Here is a 16,281-nt window from a genome sequence, read left to right as displayed (position 1 = left end):
ATATTGTATTGATCAAAATCCATCTATTTTGCCAGACTAATCAGTCTGGCAATTTTATAAAAATAGTCATTGTATAGTTGTTTTTTAAAGGAATAAAAAATGGATGATAACCAACAAAATGGAATTTATGTCACTGAAGATATTTATCTAAAAACGGCAACGGCTCATTATGCCAATGCATTATATAAGATTATTGATTCAAATCGTGTTTTGTTCAGTCAATTTATGGCATGGCCAAACTATGTCAAATGCGAGTCAGATACGGCTAACTTTTTAGCAGATTGTTTTAATAAACATCAACGAGATGAAACTAAAACCTATGTTATTTTAAATAATAACATACCAGTTGGATTACTTTCCTTTAACCATATTGATAAAAGCAATAAAACAGCTTATATAGGCTATTGGCTAGATAGCAAAGCACAAGGAAAAGGCTTTATTACGCAAGCCGTCCAAGCACTAACACATTATTATGCTGAAAAAAAATTTATTAAACGCTTTGTAATAAAATGCTCAGTAGCTAATTTAAAAAGCAACCAAGTTGCTCAGCGTTGTGGTTTTGATTATGAAGGAACACTTAAACAAGCAGAATATCTTAATGGCACCTATTATGATCAAAATATTTATAGCTTGATTTCAAGTTATATCTAAGTTTAAAAAAATAAACCGACAATAGTCGGTTTATTGAATGTATTTATTAAGGAATATATTTCAATTGATGATATAACCATACACAATTAATGCAGTTATAACGATTAAAGTTCCACAAGCAATAACGTATTGTGTTTTGACACGATATCTTTTCATTTCACCAAGTGAAAGCTCTTTATTATGATTTTTTCTGTGATAATAGTAGTACAAAGGTAAGCCTATCAATGTCAAACAGATTGAAGCAATACCGTTTACAGTTTGATAAATCAACATACCATAAATAACATAAGCTGCTCCGCTTATAGCCACAATGGGAATAATAGGATAACCGATAACTTTATAAGGCCTAGCGACGTCAGCATATTTTTTTCTGGCAATAATCACGCCAACAAAAGTAAGTAGATAAAATACCCAAATCGCAAACATTGAAATCTCAGATAACCGATCAGCATCTAGTAATATTGAATACAAAAATGAAAAAATGACCAAAACAATAATGGCATTAACCGGAGAACGGCTATCTTCATCAATAGTACTTAAAAAACGTGCTCCAATAATCGTACCTCGTTCCGCCATACTAAACATAGTTCGCGATAACGTCATGATATAACCATTGATACCGCCTAAAATTGAAACCATAATGCCAACTGCAACTAAATTACCACCTAAATGTCCAAACATTCGTTGTGAAGCCACCGCAGATGCATCATGTCCAAGCGTAACCATTTCTTTTACAGGAAATATTTTGAATAATGCAATATTAATACATGCATAAACTATTACTAAAAATATAATGCCGAGAATAATGGCTTTGGGTAACACTCTTGATGGATTACGAATTTCACCAGCAACGGACGCTACTTGCGCCCACCCATCATAAGCAAACAAGGTTGCCAATATTGCTACTGCAAATGGCGCAGTAGTTTCAATCCCTTGACCGCTTGAACTAAATAATGCAACTTGACCATTACCTTTCCATAATCCAAATATTGCTAACAACAAAATTGGAATAAGTTTACAAAAAGTAGCGATTGTTTGCAGATATCCTGCTTGTTTAACCCCTATTGAATTGATACATGCAATGAACCCCAAAACCCCGGCACTAACTGCCAATCGATAAGAATCATTGATATCAAATAATAAACAACAAACTGAGCTAAAATATCCTACTAATGCGCCTACTAATGATGGCGCGAATAAAACGGTTATCATCCAACCATATAGATGTGAAACTTTCGCACCATAAATCTTTTCTAAATAAACCAACATGCCACCTGTTTTCGGGAACATAACGCCCAATTCACAGAGTGTTAAACCACCACAAATAGAAAAAGCACCACCGATTATCCAAGCTAACAATGCAAAATTATAATCCCCAGCTACTTCTAGTACCGCTGGCGGTTTCATAAAGGCACCAGCCCCTAAAACCATTCCAACAACTAGTGATAGTGCAGAAAGTAAACCCAAATCTTTCCGCAAATTATTCTCTAAATTGTGCTCAGACATAAACAACCCCTTAAATCTATCAATTAAGCAAGCAAAATTGGCTTATGATAGGGTTTTATTTATAAAACACAAGAAAGATTATTCTTAATCTAAAAAAAGTCATACAAGTTATAAAATAGTTAACATTCTGTTGAATAAAAAAGTCAGCATAAAGCTGACTTTTAACAATTCAATGATAATGATTATTTTTTCTTCATTTTCATATCGATAACCATGCGACCACGAATTTTACCCGCTTTCATTTCATCAATCATATTATTGATATCTTCAAATGGGCGTTTTTCAACTATTGGCACAACTTTACCTTCAGCGCTAAAACGAAATGCTTCGGCTAAATCTTCACGGGTACCAACTAGTGAACCTAAAACTTGAATGCCATCTAAAACTGTCTTAGGAATACTTAAATCCATTGTTTCAGAAGGGAGACCTAATGCAACAACACGACCTAATGGACGAACAGAACCTATAGCCTGATTAAATGCAGTTTTAGTAACTGAAGTCACAACTGCACCATGAACACCACCACCTGTATGCTCTTTAATATAGGCACCAACATCTTCCACCTTTTTAGGATTAATAACTAAATCAGCACCAAGTTTTTTGCACAATTCTAACTGGCTATCACTGTTACTAATAGCAACAACTTTGTTATTAAAAACATTCTTACCATATTCAATAGCCAACGTTCCAAGACCACCAATTCCAAATACTGCGAGCCATTGACCTGGTTTAGTATCAGCTACCTTAATTCCTTTATAAGTGGTAACCCCCGCACAAGTTACACTTGTTGCTTGAGCTGGATCTAATCCATCAGGGACTTTTACCGCATAATCAGCTTTAACAATACATTGCTCAGCCATACCGCCATCAACAGTATAACCAGAATTTAATGCACTACGGCAAAATGTTTCGTTACCGGAAATACAATATTCACAAGTACCACAACCTGCATGGAACCATGCAATACTGACACGATCACCAACTTTCAAGCTTTTTACATCAGGCGCAATTTTAGTCACGATACCGACACCTTCATGACCAATTACACGACCAGGTTTTTTACCGAAATCTCCAGCTGCAACATGAAGATCGGTATGACAAAGTCCACAATATTCAACCTCAACTAAAGCTTCCCCCGCTTCTAAAGGGCGTACAGGGATATCTTTAATCTCAACTTGACCATCGCACTCTTGTCTAATTACAGCTGCTTTCATTTCTTTCTCCTAAATATTTAAAAATTCAAAACCAAATTGGTTGTATTTTAGACTATTTATTAAAAAAAAATATGCGCTATTTCACAAATATCAATAAAAATGAGAATTATTTTTAATGTTATATCGATTAGCGATATTTACACTAAACATCTAAAAATAATGATGATAATAAAAATTCTACAGGTTACCCTCGCGAGTAAATATATAACTAAAAGTAATATAAATATGCGATATCGGCATTTCTCATCTTTACTAAAAATTTTTATAGTTAAATCCTAAAAATTTTCATAGTTATAAATACCGAAAATATGGTGACAACAAGGAGCATGCATGAAATTATTTAATATCAAACAAACATTTATTATAGGACTACTCTCAATTTTGTTGCCATGTTATTCGATGGCGGATGAAAAAACACCACAACGAGGTGGAACACTAGTTGTCCATTATTCTGGAGAACAAAGAGTTCTCAACCCTGCTTTACGCGCTTCAACGGGGGTATATGAAGTATCAGGAAAAGTAGTTGAATCATTAGTCGATCTCGATGCAGATGGCCAAATTGTTCCTGTTCTTGCTACATCGTGGACTTCCTCACCGGATGGAAAAACAATAACATTCAAATTACGCGAAGGTGTCAAATGGCACGATGGTAAACCCTTTACATCACAAGATGTAAAATATAACGCATTAGAATTTTGGAAAAAAAGATTAAATTTCTCAACTGCATTACAACTTAATTTAACTTCTGTTGATACACCTGATGACCATACAGTAGTATTCAATTATTCTCGTCCAATGCCATTAGATTTACTATTAAGAGCTTTAGTTGATCTTGGCTATGTTGTTCCCAAACATTTGTACGAAGGCACCGATGTATTAAATAATCCTTATAACACAGCACCCGTAGGGACTGGACCATTCAAGTTCGTTGAATATCAACGAGGACAACATATTATTGTTGAACGCAATGCTGATTATTGGCGAAAAGGATATCCTTATTTAGATAAAATAATCTGGCGCATTATTAACGATAACTCTTCAGCATCAGCTGCACTTGAAAGTGGACAAATTGATTTAAGTGCATACTCAAAATTAAGCCTTGCTGATATTAATCGATTCAAACAAAACTCAAAATTCGAGGTTTTAACAAAAGGTTCTCAAGCAAATATTTTCAATAATACTTTAGAATTTAACTTCCGCAATCCGATCATTGCTAACCTAAATGTTCGCAAAGCAATTGTTCAATCACTCGATATTCCTTTCTTCATCGATGACTTTTTATACGGATTTGGTAAGCCTGCAACAGGTATTATTCCATCATCAAACGTTTTTTACCCTAAAGACAGTAAAATTGTTTACCCTTTTGATAGAGAAAAAGCTGAACAATTATTAGATGAAGCAGGTTATCCACGAAAAGCTGACGGCACTCGTTTTACCTTAAAATTAGTCCATATTAATAATGGTGAAGATGTTCCACTTTTTGCAACATTTATCCAACAATCTTTAGCTGAAGTCGGCATTAATGTGGTTATCGTTAATCTCGACACTGCTGGCGCTTTAAATGCCGTTTATAAACTCCACGATTTTGATATTGCAACAGGGTGGCACCAATATAGAGGCGATCCAGCAGTTTCGACAACTGTTTGGTTACGTTCTGGCAGTCCTGAAGGAGCACCTTGGACAAATCAATATGGCTGGAAATCAGATGCTGTCGACCAATTAATCGATAGTGCCGCAACTGAAATAGATCCAGTCAAACGTAAAGCACTTTATGGTCAACTAGTTGATGTCGTGAATACTGAACTACCACTCTGGTTCGCAACAGAACGTGAATTCATCTCAGTGATTAATAACAAAGTACACAATCATCATAATACAGCACGTTGGCCATCAAGTAGTTGGTTTGATGTATGGATAGAACACTAAGTTAAGGTGAAATGATGACGCATATACTGACTTTAGCACTTAGACGATTATTAACCACGATTCCAGCACTGGTTATCATACTAATTGCGCTATTTTTATTATTACAATTGGCGCCTGGCGATACAGTGGATGCTTTACTTGCTCAAATTGGTGGTGCCGAGTCAAGTGTGATTGATGAAATGCGTCATCAATATGAACTTGACCAATCAACAAGTTCAAGATTAATCAACTATTTATGGCGATTAGTTCATTTAGATTTGGGGCAATCTGCAATATATAATAAGCCAGTTAGCCATATGATCTTAGAACGTTTACCGGCTACATTACTATTGATGGTTTGTGCAATGTTCTTAGCGTTTACCTTCGGAACAATCCTTGGCATTTTATCTGCTCAAAAAGTGAACCGCTGGCAAGATACATTAATTTCAATATTGGGATTAATATTTTATTCCACACCATCTTTTTGGTTAGCGCTGATGGGTATTGTCTTTTTCTCAATCTACTTAAATTGGCTACCACCTAGCGGATTTGGCAGTATCGGAGAATCACTAACAGGCATTTATGCAATTCTCGATATTGCATGGTATTTAATTTTACCAACTACCACCCTAGCTTTAGTTTATCTGGCAATCTATTTACGCATTATGCGCGCTTCATTACTTGAAGTATCGACCTTAGACTTTGTTAAAACAGCTAAAGCGAAAGGATTAAGTCGCCGCCAAATACTGGTTAATCACATACTACGTAACGCCATGTTACCAATGATAACGCTAATCGGTCTACAAGCTGGCACCATGTTAGGCGGTTCGGTGGTTATTGAAACCATTTTTGCCATTCCTGGATTAGGACGACTTGCCTATGATTCTGTAGTACAAAGAGATCTAAACACTTTACTTGGCGTAGTATTTGTTTCAGCAATACTCGTTATCATTATTAATTTTATTGTCGATATGCTTTACGCAAAGCTCGATCCACGCATTACAGGACATTAATGATGGCGATATTAAAAGACTATTTCCGTAGCCCAATTGCTAGAATTGGTACAATTTTACTGTTATTAATTATCATAATTGCATTAAGCGCAGATTGGTTTTTTCCTGGCAATCCGCTTCGCTTAGCTGGCCGCCCCTTACAATGGCCTTTTACAAATCCTAAATTTATTCTTGGAACAGATCAGGCAGGAAGAAATATCGCTGCCCAGCTTTTTCATGGTGCAAAAGTATCACTGATTATCGGACTTATCTCAACATTCATAGCAATTATGATTGGTGTGGTTATTGGTGCCATCTCAGGATTCTACGGAAGATGGGTTGACGACATACTGATGCGCCTTACAGAAGCATTCCAGATTTTACCTAACTTTTTACTATTACTCGTTGCTGTTGCGGTATTTGGTTCAACAATCAATATTGTGGTGATTGCAATTGGTGTTGTTTCTTGGCCACCCGTTGCAAGGTTAACTCGAGCAGAATTTTTATCATTACGCAATCGTGAATTTGTGCAGGCGGGAAAAACCATAGGCATGAGCTCAACTAGACTCATGTTTAAAGAGATTTTACCAAACGCATTACCGCCAGTAATTATGTATGCCAGTGTTATTTTATCAACCGCGATATTAATGGAAAGTGCGCTAGCCTTTTTAAGCCTTTCCGATCCCAATATCTCATCATGGGGAAATCTAGTCGGTAATGGACGACTAGTATTACGTCAACAATGGTATGTTTCAGCTATTCCTGGCATTGCAATATTGCTAACCGTTTTATCTGCATCATTAGTTGGACAAGGAATAAATGATGCACTCAATCCAAGGTTAAAAAAACGATGAATCAAAAAAGACTATCAATTAAAAATTTAACCCTAGATTTGCCTCATGGTTCGGATCGAAAATATGCGGTTAATGATGTGTCACTCGATCTTTATGCTAACGAAATCCTATGTATTGTTGGTGAAAGTGGTTCGGGTAAATCTTTATTATCCAATGCAATCATGGGATTATTACCTGACGGTATTATTGCTTCTCAAGGTGAGATTGATTTCGACGGAAACAACTTACTCACTTACCATGATGAACAAATGCGTAAAATTCGTGGTGCGCATATTGGTATGGTTTTCCAAGACCCGATGACTGCGCTAAATCCATTAAAAACCATCGCTAATCAAATTAGTGAAATGTTCACTATCCACACTAAGTTAACTAAACAAGAGATAAACCAAAAAGTTATCCAATTATTAACGGATGTGCAAATGCCCAATCCGCAGTCTGTTGCTAAAGCTTATCCACATCAACTTTCTGGTGGCCAGCGTCAACGTGCCATGATTGCTATGGCATTAGCATTAGAACCCGCTATTTTGATTGCTGATGAACCAACAACAGCTTTAGATGTCACAACTCAAGCATGCATATTAGAATTGATTCGCGAACTACAATCACGCAAAGGTACCGCAGTATTATTCATTACTCATGATTTTGGTGTAGTTGCTGATATTGCAACTCGTATTGCGGTTATGCAGAAAGGACAACTCGTTGAGCAAGGCTTAGCGAGTGACGTATTAAATTCACCAACACATCCTTATACACAAGCGTTAATAGCCGCTGTCCCTCCCCTTACTCCTGGGGATGTTCGACGTATTAATAAAGAGATTATTCTTGAAGTGAACAACCTATCAAAAACGTATCACAATCATAGCTTTTTTAAGCAAAACCGACGTATAACCTATGCGGTTAATAATGTTAGCTTTAAGTTACATAAAGGTAGTACTTTAGGCGTTGTGGGAGAAAGCGGCTCAGGTAAATCAACGTTAGCCAGATGCATTATTAAATTATTAGAAATAGACAGCGGTCAAATCAACTTTGAAGATGTAGATATTGCCAATTTAAAAGGGAAAAAACTTAAACAATATTCACGCCATATTCAGATGGTCTTTCAAGATCCCTATGCGTCATTAAATCCACGTCGAAAAGTCGGCGATCAAGTTACGATTGGACCAATACTTCACGGAACAAACAAACACGAAGCCATCAAAAGAGCAAAAGCGTTATTCAACATGGTGGGATTGGAAAGCGAGGCATTAAACCGTTATCCTCATGAATTTTCAGGAGGACAAAGGCAACGAATAGGCCTTGCTCGAGCATTAGCATTAGAGCCGAAAATATTGATTGCTGATGAACCGGTATCGGCGCTTGATGTTTCAGTTCAGGCACAAGTTCTTGAACTATTAACGCAATTACAAAAAAAGCTGGATTTAACGGTTCTATTTATCACCCATGACCTGCGAGTTGCTGCACAAATTTGTGATCATATTATTGTAATGAAATCAGGAAACATCGTCGAGCAAGGTATCGCATCACAAGTCTTTCTAAATCCGACAGCATCTTATACCAAAGATCTACTTGATGCGGTTTCTGGTAAAGGATGGAATCCACATCGATTAATTGATATGTCTCCCGCTATTCATATTTAAGGAGTGAATATAATGACAACACTTAGTCCACAAATTGATCATGTTGTAATCACCGTATCAGATCAGCTCGATCAAGCAAATTCTCAATATCAAAAACTGGGATTCACAACAACCCCAAGGGGCCACCATTCACTAGGAACAAGTAACAATTTAGCGATATTTACGACCACATATCTTGAGCTTTTAGGTTTTGAACCTCAAAATGCGGGTAAAGTAGATAAAAGTTGGTGTTTTGCTGACGGGCTAACTGGATTAGTTTTCAAAACCAAAGATGCCAACAAACTTTATCAACAACTTGTTAGCCAAAGTATAAAAGTTGAGGGTGACGGCCCTAAATCCTTTTTTAGACCTGTCGAATTAAATGATGGCACTAAACCTGAAGCGCGTTTTAAAACCGTCAGATTAGACCCTTCCTATACTCCAAATGGACAGATCTTTTTTTGCGACCAACTGACCCCGGAACTCGTTTGGCGTAAAGAGTGGCAAACGCACCCAAATGGTGTAATAAATATTAATCAAGTCATTATTGAAGCTCAAAAACCCCGCTCCTCAATTAAATTGCTTGAAAAAACTTTCCCTTCAGCAAAAATTATCGAAATTGACGGAGGCGTACGTCTAAAAGCTGAAGATAAATTTATTGATTACCTTACACCAAGTGCAATACAGCATCTTTTTGGCTCGTCAGTAAGTAAAGCGAATAACGACCAAGATCGTAAAGTTGCTTTAGGCTTCACAACAAAATCATTAGCGCAAACCCAACAAGCACTAGAAAAAGGAAAAATTAAATACAATTTACAAAATGATACGATTATCGTACCTGCCAGTGAAACATATGGTGTAGTTATGATTTTTAGCCAATTATAAATAGGAACTATGAGTATGAGTAAAATTTTATTTATAGGTAGTGGCCATATGTCTGAAGCGATTATTAGCGCTTTGATAAAAAATAAAACATATGAACCCCAAAATATATTAGTGAACGATATTGTTAAATCTCGCTTAGACTATTTACATTCAACTTATGGCGTTACCCCAACTGACAAAATCGTCAATGCAGATATTATTGTATTGGGTGTTAGACCTCAAGATGCATGGAGTAAGATAGTTCAACAATTGGATGTTAAAGAGACTGTTATCATTTCAATCATTGCTGGAGTAACAATTGCCCAAATAAAACAATCCTTAAAAGTTGATCTTCCTGTTATTAGAACGATTCCAAATACACTTACCGATACAGGTTTTGGTTATTCAGGTATTGCTACCGACGAGAATGATCAGGCTGTTGCAAAACAAAAGTCCGTCACCCAATTCTTCAAAAGTTTTGGTAAACTTGAATATATTGACGAATCACTGCTTGATATTTTTACTGGCTATGCTGTTGCAGGACCGAATTATATTTATTATTTTTATGAATCGTTAGTTGATGCTGGAGTTTTAGTTGGATTGCCCCGAGATATGGCCAAACGTATTGCGATCGAAAATTTACACGGCGCAGCCTCAATGCTTCAATTAAGTCAAAAACATCCAAGACAATTGCTTGATATTAATAACTCGCCAGCTGGAGTTGGAATACATAGTTTGTATGAACTAAATAATAGTGATTTTGCAGCAGGGTTACAACGAAGCGTGAAAGCTGGAGTCATTCGAACTATTGAGCTGGGAAAAAGCAGTAAAATAAGCTAAATATAACTGTTGAGGAACTTAAAAACCCCGCTCCTCAACTTTTTTTTATTATCTATTAAATGTTAAGAGATATCTTTTGCTATATATTTTTGGCTATTATTATTGATTAATAAAAATAGCCCAATCAATGCACCTAACACAAATAATCCAACAACATAAATAGCGGGCGCCATTTTACTCACAAAATCACTAAAAAATGAGATTAGTAATGGCGTTAAGCCACCAGCTATGGCATAAGCCATATTAAATGAGAACGACACACCGCTATAACGCACCTGAGTTGGAAACACTTTAACCATAAAATAAGCAAAAGAACCGACAATTCCAACACTAAAACCTGCTAATGAATAAGTGATAAATAGAAGATTCGGATTATCTAGTGATAGATAAAATATAGCAATCATGATAGCAGCCACGATACAACCAACAACAAGTACTTTGCCCATCGAAAACATATCCATCATCATACCGTAAAACGTACAACTGATAATCAGTCCGATGATAGCCAATATATTCCCTTGCAAAGCTTCAATTGCTGAATAACCAAATTGCTTTTGTAACAAAATTGGCGTCATTAACATTATCACCATAATACCCGCTGACAACACCCAAGTAAGTAGCATCGATAAAATTGTTTGGGGTAAATATTGGGTAATCACAGTAATTACTGGCAACTTTCTTGATAATTCTTGATTTTTACGCTTTTGAATTTCAAGAAAAATCGGCGTTTCTTTTAGCCAACGACGTAGATACATAGCGATTAAACCGAAAATACCGCCGATAATAAATGGAATTCGCCATCCCCACTCATTCATTTGTTCTACCGAGATACTTTTACTCATTATTGTCGATACCAGTGAACCAAGCAGGATACCTAAACTTAATCCACTAGTTAAAATACCACACGCTAGACCTATTTTATTTTTAGGAACATGTTCGGCAACAAATGTCCATGCTCCAGGAACTTCACCACCAACGGCAAGTCCTTGGCATAATCGCATCATTAACAGTAATAATGGCGCAAAAATACCGATATTGGCATAAGTTGGTAGACAGCCAATAAATAATGTTGGTAAAGCCATTAATAGGATGCTAAGTGTAAACATTCTTTTGCGGCCAAATATATCACCAAAATGAGCCATCACAATACCACCAAAAGGGCGAATCAAATACCCGGCAGCAAAAATGCCAAAAGTCTGAACTTGACTTAACCATGTAGGCATATTAGTCGGAAAAAATAAATGGCTAATCGTTATTGAAAAAAAGACAAAAATAATAAAATCATAAAACTCTAATGCGCCACCTAACGCGGAAAGCGCTAAGGTTTTATAATCCTGATTATTTAATGTTCTCACATTTTTGGAAATTGCAGAATTTGGCATAATCATCCTTGTAAATAATTGTTTACAATAAGTCTATTAAATTGTACTACTATACAAGAACTAACTGTTATTTAAAAGAAAATATCTAAAAGCAAACAAAAATCAAAACTAGCACTAAATGATTAATAGTTAGCCATACAAATACCTACAATAACAAAATCTTAACAAATGGAGAGTTCTAAAATGGCAACAAAACGCATTTCTCGTGGAAAATTCAACCGTATGCAACAATTATCTAACCAAGATGGCGTAATTGCAGCATTAGCAATCGATCAGCGTGGTTCAATGGTAAAAATGATGCAAAATGCCGTTGGTCAAGAGCGTTATCACATTGACATGGTTTATGAATTTAAAGAGCTTGTTTCTCAGGAATTAACCAAATATGTTAGTGCCATTTTGCTTGATGAAGAACTTGGTTTCAAAGGTATGGCGGCAAAAAATAAAAATGCTGGCTTAATCATGTCTTATGAAAAAACTGGTTATGATGCCAATACTCCTGGTCGTTTACCCGATATTTTGCCTGAAGATTCACTGCAACGTTTATTGAAAAAAGGTGCTGATGCAGCAAAAGTCCTTGTTTATTATAATCCGGATGATCCTCAAGATATCTTAGATAAAAAACATGCCTTTTTAGAACGTTTAGGCAATGAAGCGAGAGCCGCTGATATTCCGGTATTTGTCGAACCAATTGTCTATGATAATGTGGTGACTGATGATAAAAGCCCTGAATTTGCAAAAATCAAACCTCAAAAAGTGATCAAAACTATTGAGGAGTTTACTAAAGATCACTATTACATCGATATCTTAAAAGTAGAAGTGCCAGTTCTATTTAAAAATGTTGAAGGATTTAACGACAATAATCCTGTGGTATATACCCAAAAACAAGCGGCTGAATATTTTAAACAAGCAAGTGACGCTGCTACACGCCCATTTATCTACTTAAGTGCTGGTGTACCAACCAAAACTTTCCATGAAGAGCTTATTTTTGCTGGCGAACATGGCGCTAAATACAGTGGTATTTTAGGCGGTCGTGCAACTTGGTTTGAAGGCGTAGCAGCATATGCTAACGGCGGTAAAGATGGCTTAAAACGTTGGCTAGATACAACTGGTCGTGAAAATGTTGAGCACCTTAACAAAATCTTAAAACAATACGCAACACCTTGGTATGATGTTTATGGTGGTAAAGACAAGATTGAAATTATTGATCCTGTATTAAGCAATTAATTGATTATTTTTTAAAATTTATAACGAAGATTTAATACAAAAAAGAGTACAAGTTTTCTTCCTACTTGTACTCTTATAATTAGCAATTAATTAGCTGATTACTTTTTGATACTCCTGCAAATATCTCCAATTAGATAGCTTTATCAAAAAATAAATTTACTTTACTTTTTTTAGACATAGATTCTAAATATTCTCTGATTTTAGTCGGAAATTTAAGTCCTTTAACACATGTTAAATTGCGTAATACTGGAAACAAACAAATATCATCCCAAGATAATAAGCCATTACATGCATTAGGTGAAGTAATTAAAGATTCAAGTTGAGTGAATAAATCAGCAACCTTAGCGATTAACGAATCAGTCTGAGCAAAGCATTCATCAAACGATCCCATCTTTTTACTCTTATTTGTGACAAAATTATCAATAGCATCTTGAGTAGCAAATTCAGCTAAACCAAGTTTGATATAACGCGGACACTCTAACTTATAGTCATATTGTTGAAGTTGTTTTATCAATGCCTCAATTTTTGGATTTTTAGGTCCTGTTAAAATAGGGCTACCGCCATAATTGCTATCGATATAAGCAACAATATCCAAACTTTCTGGCATATAGCTACCATCTTCTTTTTGTAAGATGGGCACCATTTTTTCGCCAATCATGCTTTCTGGTGATTTAGCATCATTACTTAGAAAAACATGCTGCTCAACAGGAATATTTTTCAAGCCAAAAATCATTCTTGCGCGGACACAAAAAGGACAGTGTTCATAAATAAATAATTTCATATTCGTCTCCTAAAACAATCAATGCCCCATAATAAAAAAGCCAAGACTAAAAACAGCACAAAAACCAATCCAGAGGAATAAAGCGCTTTAGCGTAACCAACCTTCACTACATTAATAAAAGGATAGGGATATTGATTAGTAAAATAACCTCTTGTGAAGATATAAATACCATAAATTAGCATTGACAAAAACGAGCCAACGATAATCTTGAAATGAATGCGTCGAAATGGCCCCCATATTAACCAACTTAATACGCCAGCAATAGGTAAAACGACATGTAAACTCTCATTAGTAAATTGTAATAATGTACTCGGTGGTTTATGAATACTTCTTAATATTAGATTATAGACAATAGCCGTTATAATTACTCCAACTAAACCATTTAATCGAATCACTTTAAATAAATATCGATTACAGTTTGGATTAAAGGCTAACCACAAACAGCTAAATGCCAACATGAGATTAGACAACACGGTAAAAAAACTGTAATAAAAAACCATTCTCCCGATAGGTGTTCCTGGTTGCCAAGGCCGAAGTCGTGTATGCCAATAAATATAAGTTTCAAGACCTATTACCAAAAAAGCATATAGCACAATAAAAAGATTAATATTTCGTTTCAGCATAACTTATTATAAAAAATAACTGATAATGCAGTATATCGTAGGCTAAAGAAAAGATACAAAAGATTCTTCCAACATAAACTAAAGTGAATAGTTATTAGCAGTTAGTATATAATAGGAAAAATCGTCGAAAAAAGAGTTGGCTTTTAATGTCTGATAAAGAGATATCATCACAAAATAAAATATTAATTGAACAATTTTTAGACTCAATTTGGTTGGAACGAAATCTTTCTGAAAATACTATCGAATCTTATAAACTCGACCTGTTTGCTTTAAGCCAATCACTGCAATCACAACAAGTTAATTTCATCACTGCGCAATCAATTAATTTGCAGGAATTTTTATTGCAACGCGTTAAAGATGGTTATAAAGCAAGTAGTTCAGCTCGTTTACTTAGTGCGACTAAACGTTTTTTTCAATATTTATATCAAGAAAATTATCGTACGGATGATCCATCAGCTATATTATCATCACCCAAATTACCCAAAAAGTTACCCAAAGATCTAACAGAATTACAGGTTGATGCTCTTCTTGAATCACCAAGTATTGATGATCCAATAGAATTGCGAGATAAAGCGATGTTAGAAGTGCTTTATGCAACAGGGCTACGCGTTTCGGAGTTAGTCAATCTGGAGATTAGCGATGTAAGCCTTAGACAAGGAGTAGTTAGAGTCGTTGGTAAAGGAAATAAAGAGCGTTTAGTTCCTTTGGGAGAAGAGGCTATTTATTGGCTTGAATACTATTTCAAATATGCGCGCAACGATCTTTTAAAAAATGGTCCTGTTGATGTTCTTTTTCCAAGTCGATTGGGTAAAAAAATGACACGACAGACTTTCTGGCATAGGATAAAATATTATGCCATACTAACGGGCATTAATATAGAAGCCCTTTCGCCTCATGTACTTAGACACGCTTTTGCAACGCATTTACTTAATCATGGTGCCGATTTGCGTGTTGTACAAATGTTACTTGGGCATAGTAGTTTATCAACTACACAGATTTATACACATGTTGCAACAGAAAGATTAAAACAGTTGCACAGCAAACATCATCCTCGCGCATAGCGGTTCAATAAACTAAGGATAATTGAATGAAAAAATTAGTAATCAGTTTAGGTTTAGCATTGATCTCAACTTCAGTATTAGCCTCTAACGCCGATATTACAAAAACAATGGAAAAGTTAGGTTTTTCTAGCAAAGAAATTACAATCGAAAATAATCCAATACAAGGGCTAAAAAGTGTTACCACACCAGATGGTATCTTTTATGTCACTGATGATGGTAAATTCTTAACTCAAGGGCCAATCTATAATCTTGAAGGCAGTGAACCAGTAAATATTGCCAACAGCAATAACTTAAAATTAATGAAATCAATTGAAAAAGATGCCATTGTTTATCAAGCTCCAAATGAACAATATATTATCTCAGTTTTTACCGATTACACATGCCACTACTGTAAATTATTACACGAAAATATTGAGCAATATTTAAATGCAGGCATCTCAGTTCACTATTTTGCTTTTCCACGAGCAGGAGCAGATAGTGAAGTAGGTAAAAATATGCAATCCATTTGGAGTGTAGTTGATCGCAAAGCCGCTTTTGAAAATGCATATAAAGGTAATAAAATTTCACCTGCTAATAGCATGATCCCTTATGTAACACAACAATTTAACGTTGGTAAAAAACTCGGTATTAGTGGAACACCAGCAATAGTATTACCTGATGGACAACTTGTCTCTGGTTACGTTCCGGCTGATAAATTAATCGAAATTTTAAAAAAGAAATCTAAAAACTAGTACTGTATAATTTATAATCTTTAAATTATAGAATACA

General features: G+C 35.4%; 15 protein-coding genes. 10 read left to right on the top strand and 5 right to left on the bottom strand.

Features of this window, described 5'->3' with window-relative positions; translation table 11 throughout:
• Window positions 1–99: 99 nt before the first annotated feature.
• Entirely contained in the window at window positions 100–651 is a 552-nt protein-coding gene (rimL, locus tag J3U09_RS10650) for a 50S ribosomal protein L7/L12-serine acetyltransferase (RefSeq protein WP_065562040.1), read from the top strand.
• 60 nt (window positions 652–711) lie between these two features.
• Here rimL and J3U09_RS10645 read toward each other — a convergent pair whose 3' ends face one another.
• Both J3U09_RS10645 and adhP read right to left on the bottom strand, forming a co-directional pair.
• Window positions 712–2,157, bottom strand: coding sequence for an APC family permease (locus tag J3U09_RS10645; RefSeq protein ID WP_065562039.1), 1,446 nt, complete (start codon window positions 2,155–2,157; stop codon window positions 712–714).
• Window positions 2,158–2,339: 182 nt separating this feature from the next.
• Window positions 2,340–3,371, bottom strand: coding sequence for an alcohol dehydrogenase AdhP (gene adhP, locus J3U09_RS10640; RefSeq protein ID WP_065562038.1), 1,032 nt, complete (start codon window positions 3,369–3,371; stop codon window positions 2,340–2,342).
• A gap of 330 nt (window positions 3,372–3,701) precedes the next feature.
• Here adhP and J3U09_RS10635 point away from each other — a divergent pair, with 330 nt between their 5' ends.
• From J3U09_RS10635 to J3U09_RS10610, 6 genes are read left to right on the top strand one after another with little or no spacing between them, the layout of a single operon-like run.
• Complete coding sequence (locus J3U09_RS10635; protein WP_065562037.1) at window positions 3,702–5,297, top strand: ABC transporter substrate-binding protein; 1,596 nt, start codon at window positions 3,702–3,704, stop codon at window positions 5,295–5,297.
• Window positions 5,298–5,308: 11 nt separating this feature from the next.
• Window positions 5,309–6,289 carry an ABC transporter permease gene (locus tag J3U09_RS10630; RefSeq protein ID WP_267358169.1) on the top strand — a complete coding sequence of 327 codons (981 nt, stop codon included), beginning with the start codon at window positions 5,309–5,311 and terminating at the stop codon, window positions 6,287–6,289.
• A 2-nt stretch (window positions 6,290–6,291) separates the two neighbouring features.
• Window positions 6,292–7,122 carry an ABC transporter permease gene (locus J3U09_RS10625; protein ID WP_065562035.1) on the top strand — a complete coding sequence of 277 codons (831 nt, stop codon included), beginning with the start codon at window positions 6,292–6,294 and terminating at the stop codon, window positions 7,120–7,122.
• Window positions 7,119–8,759 (top strand): ABC transporter ATP-binding protein, encoded by a 1,641-nt coding sequence (locus tag J3U09_RS10620; protein ID WP_065562034.1) that lies wholly within the window; start codon window positions 7,119–7,121, stop codon window positions 8,757–8,759. The genes J3U09_RS10625 and J3U09_RS10620 overlap by 4 nt, the downstream gene beginning before the upstream one ends.
• 12 nt (window positions 8,760–8,771) lie before the next feature.
• Window positions 8,772–9,623 (top strand): VOC family protein, encoded by an 852-nt coding sequence (locus tag J3U09_RS10615; RefSeq protein WP_267358168.1) that lies wholly within the window; start codon window positions 8,772–8,774, stop codon window positions 9,621–9,623.
• A gap of 15 nt (window positions 9,624–9,638) precedes the next feature.
• Window positions 9,639–10,442: a pyrroline-5-carboxylate reductase family protein gene (locus J3U09_RS10610; RefSeq protein ID WP_065562032.1), complete on the top strand. Its 804-nt coding sequence runs from the start codon at window positions 9,639–9,641 to the stop codon at window positions 10,440–10,442.
• Window positions 10,443–10,504: 62 nt separating this feature from the next.
• Here the strand turns inward: J3U09_RS10610 and J3U09_RS10605 are convergent, their stop codons facing one another.
• Window positions 10,505–11,824 carry an MFS transporter gene (locus J3U09_RS10605; RefSeq protein WP_267358167.1) on the bottom strand — a complete coding sequence of 440 codons (1,320 nt, stop codon included), beginning with the start codon at window positions 11,822–11,824 and terminating at the stop codon, window positions 10,505–10,507.
• Window positions 11,825–12,007: 183 nt separating this feature from the next.
• On the opposite strand from J3U09_RS10605, the gene J3U09_RS10600 reads away from it, so the two are divergent.
• Window positions 12,008–13,048 (top strand): tagatose 1,6-diphosphate aldolase, encoded by a 1,041-nt coding sequence (locus J3U09_RS10600; RefSeq protein ID WP_267358166.1) that lies wholly within the window; start codon window positions 12,008–12,010, stop codon window positions 13,046–13,048.
• A gap of 130 nt (window positions 13,049–13,178) precedes the next feature.
• Here J3U09_RS10600 and grxB read toward each other — a convergent pair whose 3' ends face one another.
• Complete coding sequence (grxB, locus tag J3U09_RS10595) at window positions 13,179–13,829, bottom strand: glutaredoxin 2 (protein WP_267358165.1); 651 nt, start codon at window positions 13,827–13,829, stop codon at window positions 13,179–13,181.
• Entirely contained in the window at window positions 13,826–14,452 is a 627-nt protein-coding gene (locus J3U09_RS10590) for a Pr6Pr family membrane protein (RefSeq protein ID WP_267332345.1), read from the bottom strand. The genes grxB and J3U09_RS10590 overlap by 4 nt, the downstream gene beginning before the upstream one ends.
• 146 nt (window positions 14,453–14,598) lie before the next feature.
• Here J3U09_RS10590 and xerD point away from each other — a divergent pair, with 146 nt between their 5' ends.
• Both xerD and dsbC read left to right on the top strand, forming a co-directional pair.
• Window positions 14,599–15,513, top strand: coding sequence for a site-specific tyrosine recombinase XerD (xerD, locus tag J3U09_RS10585; RefSeq protein ID WP_065562027.1), 915 nt, complete (start codon window positions 14,599–14,601; stop codon window positions 15,511–15,513).
• A 26-nt stretch (window positions 15,514–15,539) separates the two neighbouring features.
• Window positions 15,540–16,244 (top strand): bifunctional protein-disulfide isomerase/oxidoreductase DsbC, encoded by a 705-nt coding sequence (gene dsbC, locus J3U09_RS10580; RefSeq protein ID WP_267358164.1) that lies wholly within the window; start codon window positions 15,540–15,542, stop codon window positions 16,242–16,244.
• The last annotated feature ends 37 nt before the right edge of the window (window positions 16,245–16,281 follow it).

Origin of the sequence: Gilliamella sp. B2889, assembly GCF_026536885.1 — a bacterium.
Classification (GTDB): domain Bacteria; phylum Pseudomonadota; class Gammaproteobacteria; order Enterobacterales; family Orbaceae; genus Gilliamella; species Gilliamella apicola_E.
This window is presented reverse-complemented; position numbering and strand designations above follow the sequence as displayed.